General features: G+C 67.1%; 1 protein-coding gene and 5 pseudogenes. All 6 read left to right on the top strand.

Going from position 1 to position 4,044, the window contains the following annotated elements; translation table 11 throughout:
- Window positions 1-326 (top strand): annotated as a pseudogene (locus G3436_RS07520) (hypothetical protein); the annotation flags it as partial.
- Window positions 323-1,482, top strand: a pseudogene (locus G3436_RS07515) (cation:proton antiporter). The pseudogenes G3436_RS07520 and G3436_RS07515, both read left to right, overlap by 4 nt.
- Window positions 1,469-2,716 carry an NAD(P)/FAD-dependent oxidoreductase gene (locus tag G3436_RS07510; RefSeq protein WP_163943097.1) on the top strand — a complete coding sequence of 416 codons (1,248 nt, stop codon included), beginning with the start codon at window positions 1,469-1,471 and terminating at the stop codon, window positions 2,714-2,716. The pseudogene G3436_RS07515 and the gene G3436_RS07510 overlap by 14 nt, the downstream one beginning before the upstream one ends.
- A pseudogene (locus G3436_RS07505) lies at window positions 2,713-3,449 on the top strand (class I SAM-dependent methyltransferase). The gene G3436_RS07510 and the pseudogene G3436_RS07505 overlap by 4 nt, the downstream one beginning before the upstream one ends.
- Window positions 3,446-3,932: pseudogene (locus tag G3436_RS07500) on the top strand (hypothetical protein). Before G3436_RS07505 ends, G3436_RS07500 begins: the two co-directional pseudogenes overlap by 4 nt.
- Window positions 3,929-4,044, top strand: a pseudogene (locus G3436_RS07495) (beta-ketoacyl-[acyl-carrier-protein] synthase II); the annotation flags it as partial. The pseudogenes G3436_RS07500 and G3436_RS07495, both read left to right, overlap by 4 nt.

The raw sequence follows: 4,044 nt of genomic DNA, 5'->3' as shown, positions 1-4,044 counted from the left end.
TGCCGCTGCTGGCGGCGCTGTGCAGCCTGGCCAGCCTCGGCTGGCTGGGGCAGCCGCTGACCCTGTTCAGCCTGTTCGGGCTGCTGCTGGTGACGGCGATCAGCGTGGATTACGCGATCCTCATGCATGAACGCATCGGCGGCGCCGCGGTGAGCCTGCTCGGCACCCTGCTGGCGGCCGCCACCACCTGGCTGTCGTTCGGCCTGCTGGCGGTGTCGGGCACCCCGGCAGTGAGCAATTTCGGCCTTGCGGTCAGCCTCGGGCTGGCCTTCAGCTTCCTGCTCGCGCCGTGGGCGGCCACCGACAAGGAGCCTGTCAGCGCATGACTGTTCTGCTGTTCTGGTTAGTCGCACTGGTACTGTTCGGCATCGCCAGCGAGCTGGGCCGGCGCCTGGGGCTGATCCCGATCGTCAGCCAGTTGCTGCTGGCCGCGCTCGGCCTGCCGTTGCTGATGCTGCTGTGGGTCGAGCCGCACTGGCAGCTCAGCGGCGCCGCGCTGATCGCACCCACCTGGCTCAAGACCCTGTATGGCGCCAGCTTCGCCCTGCTGCTGGGGCATATCCTCAGCGATGTGGTCGAACTCAAGCTCGACCGCCAGAGCCTGAAGATCGCGCTGCCAAGCTTTCTGGTGCCGTTCGCGGCCGGGCTGGCCTGCGGCACCTGGCTGCTGGGCGAGCAGCCCTGGCTGACTACCCTGGCACTGGGGCTGGTGTTCGCGATCACCGCGATCCCGGTGCTGTACCTGTACCTGCGCCATATCGACTACCCGCCAACGGCCACCCGCCGCCTGATGCAGTCGGCGATCCTGATCGACCTGAGCTGCTGGCTGCTGTTCGGCCTCGCCCAGGGCAGCCTCAAGCCCCTGAGCCTGCTGCTGCCGCTGCTCGGCGCCGGCGTGCCGCTGCTGCTGCACGCGTTGCGCATCCGCCAGCCGCAGGTGTACAGCCTGAGCTTCTTCGCCCTGCTGTTCGTGGCCGAGCACTACAAGCTCAATGCGCTGATCTTCGGCATCGGCTACCTGGCGTGCATGGCCTGGCTCAAGATCAGCCTGCGCATGCCGTTACCCCCAACCTGGATCAAGCGCTTGCAGAACGGCGTGGCGATCCCGCTGATCCTCACCTTCGGCATCGTGCAGATCGACCTGCACGACGTACTGCAGGCTTCGATGCGCTGCAACTGAGTGCCCTGCTGCTGGCGCCGATCGTCAGCAAGCTGCTCGGCAACTGGCTGGGCCTGAGCTGGGCTACGCCATCGTTCCCAGGGGCAAGCAAATGGCGCGAGAGCCTGCTGCTGAATATTCGCGGGTTGAGCGAGATCGTGTTCCTCAACCTGCTGCTGCAACAACACCTGATCAGCCCGGCGCTGTACTTCGCGCTGATGCTGATGAGCCTGGTCGCCACGCTGATGCCAGCGCTGGCCGGGCTGCACCGCACTCCCCTGACGACTGTCCCTACGGCACGGAGGCCACATGCCGAACGCTGAACTGCAACACCACCCGGTACTGATCATCGGTGCCGGCCCGTCCGGCGCGATTGCCGGCGCCCTGCTCAAGCGCCAGGGCCATGATGTGCTGATCATCGAGCGCCAGCGCTTCCCGCGCTTTTCCATCGGCGAGAGCCTGCTGTCGCATTGCATCGACTTCGTCGAGGAAGCCGGCATGCTCGACGCCCTCCAAGCAGCCGGTTTCCAGCGCAAGAACGGCGCCGCCTTCGCCTGGGGCGAGGAATACAGCGCGTTCGATTTCGGCGAGACCTTCAGCAAGGGTCGGCCGACCACCTTCCAGGTACAGCGCGCGCGCTTCGACCAGTTGCTGGCCGACCAGGCCGCGCTGCAAGGCGTGCAGATCCGCTATGAGGAAGAGATCGTCAGCGCCGACTTCGAGCGCCAGCGCCCACGCTTGCAAGTGCGCCGCCTGGACGGCAGCCAATACACCGTGGAGGCCGGCTTCGTGCTCGACGCCAGTGGCTACGGCCGCGTACTGCCGCGCCTGCTCGACCTGGAGGCGCCGTCGAATTTCCCGGTGCGCCAGGCGGTGTTCACCCACATCGAAGACCGCATCGACCACCCCGGCTTCGACCGCGACAAGATCCTCATCACCACCCACCCCGAAAAGCGCGACATCTGGTTCTGGACCATTCCGTTCAGCGATGGCCGTTGCTCGCTGGGCGTGGTGGCCGCGGCCGAGCACTTTGCCCAGGCCCCCACCGACCTGGACGAGTGCCTGAAAGCCTTTGTCGCACAGACCCCGAGCCTGCAGCAGGTGCTGGCCAACGCCGTATGGGACACCCCGGCGCGCACCATCGGCGGCTACTCGGCCAACGTCAAAAGCCTGCACGGGCCGGGCTTCGCCCTGCTGGGCAACGCCGCCGAGTTCCTCGACCCGGTATTCTCCTCGGGCGTGACCATCGCCATGCGCTCGGCAAGCATGGCCGCCGGCCTGCTCGACCGCCAGCTCAAGGGCGCAGCGGTGAACTGGCAAACGGAATTCGCCGAACCGCTCAAGCGCGGTGTCGATACCTTCCGCGCCTACGTCGAGGGCTGGTATGACGGCAGCTTCCAGGACGTGATCTACCACCCGGCCAGCTCGCCGGAAATCCGCGCCATGATCAGCTCGATCCTCGCCGGCTACGCCTGGGACATGAACAATCCGTTCGTCAGCGAACCGCAGCGGCGCCTGCGCATGCTGGCGCAGGTCTGCGCAAGGCCGTCGGCATGAGCGAGTCGACCTTCCTGAGCAAGACCTACGTCGAGGAAACCCGCTTCGGGTTCTGGTTCCTGCGCAGCCACACCTGGCAGCACCATGTGCTGCGGGTGGCGATCAACGACCTGCGCGGGCTGTTCGACGGCGAACCGCCGCAGGCACCGGTGGTGCTGGACGTAGGCTGCGGCCAGGGCAAATCGTTCCAGTACCTGCAGCAGGTGTTTGCCCCGGCGCAGTTGCAGGGCACCGATGCGACCCGCACAGCCTTGCGCTGAGCGCGGCCGAAGCCCGTCGCCTGGGGCTGGAGGTGGAACTGCGAGGTAGCGACTGCGCCGCCTTGCAGTTCGAGGACGCCAGCGTCGACATGGTCTTCTGCCACCAGACCTTCCACCACCTGGTGGAACAGGACAAGGCCCTGGCCGAGTTCTGGCGCGTACTCAAGCCCGGCGGCTACCTGCTGTTCGCCGAGTCCACCGAGGCCTACATCGACACCTGGGTGATCCGCTGGCTGTTCCGCCACCCCATGCACGTGCAGAAAAGCGCCGAGGGCTACCTCGACATGCTGCGCCAGCAAGGCTTCGAATTCGGCGCACGGAACGTCTCGTACCCGTACCTGTGGTGGAGCCGCTCCAGCGACTTCGGCCTGCTCGAACGCTTCGGCCTGCGCAAACCGAAGCCGGTGGGCCAGCGTGAAGAGACCCTGGTCAACGTGGTGGCACGCAAACCGCTGCAGGCACACGCCGAATGAAACGCCTGCTGCTGATGCTCGCCGTCGCCTGGCTGGCCGGTTGCACCGCCCGCCCGCCGCTGCCCGCGCAACTGCCGGCGCTGGCCTTGCCGATGCAACTGCACGTGCAGCGCGAGCAGGCCGGCCAGCGCCAGGACTGGCTACTGGTAATCCAGCAGGAAGACGCACGCCTGCGCTGGTCGCTGCTCGACCTGCTGGGCATGCCCCAGGCGCGCCAGTTGCTGCAGGACGGCACCTGGCAGGCCGACGGCCTGTTGCCGCCCAATCCAGCCGCGCGCGAGCTGTTCGCCGCGCTGCTGTTCGCGCTCACACCGCAATCCGAGCTGCAGCGCGCCTACCCCCACGGCGCAGCAGCAGGGCAACCAGCGGCGCCTGGGCAGCCGTTGGTCAGTCACCTATAGCCAATCGACCTCGTTCAGCTTGAACCTGGAGCAGGGCCTGCGTTATCTAGTCAGCCCCCTGCCCAGCGAGAACACCCCATGACTGCCTACCTCAATGCCCTGGGCCTGGTGTGCGCCCTCGGTCGCGACCAGGCGACGTGTCGCGCCGGCTGTTTGCCGGCGACTGCTCGGGCATGCGCGCAGAAGCCGGCTGG

The organism is Pseudomonas brassicae, assembly GCF_010671725.1.
Taxonomy (GTDB): domain Bacteria; phylum Pseudomonadota; class Gammaproteobacteria; order Pseudomonadales; family Pseudomonadaceae; genus Aquipseudomonas; species Aquipseudomonas brassicae.
The sequence above is the reverse complement of the archived record's forward strand: the minus strand, read 5'-3'. Positions and strand labels throughout refer to the sequence as shown.

Excerpts from the sequence above, each read along its gene's own strand:
- G3436_RS07510 (WP_163943097.1), top strand. The coding sequence starts at position 1,469 with ATGCCGAACGCTGAACTGCAACACCACCCGGTACTGATCATCGGTGCC.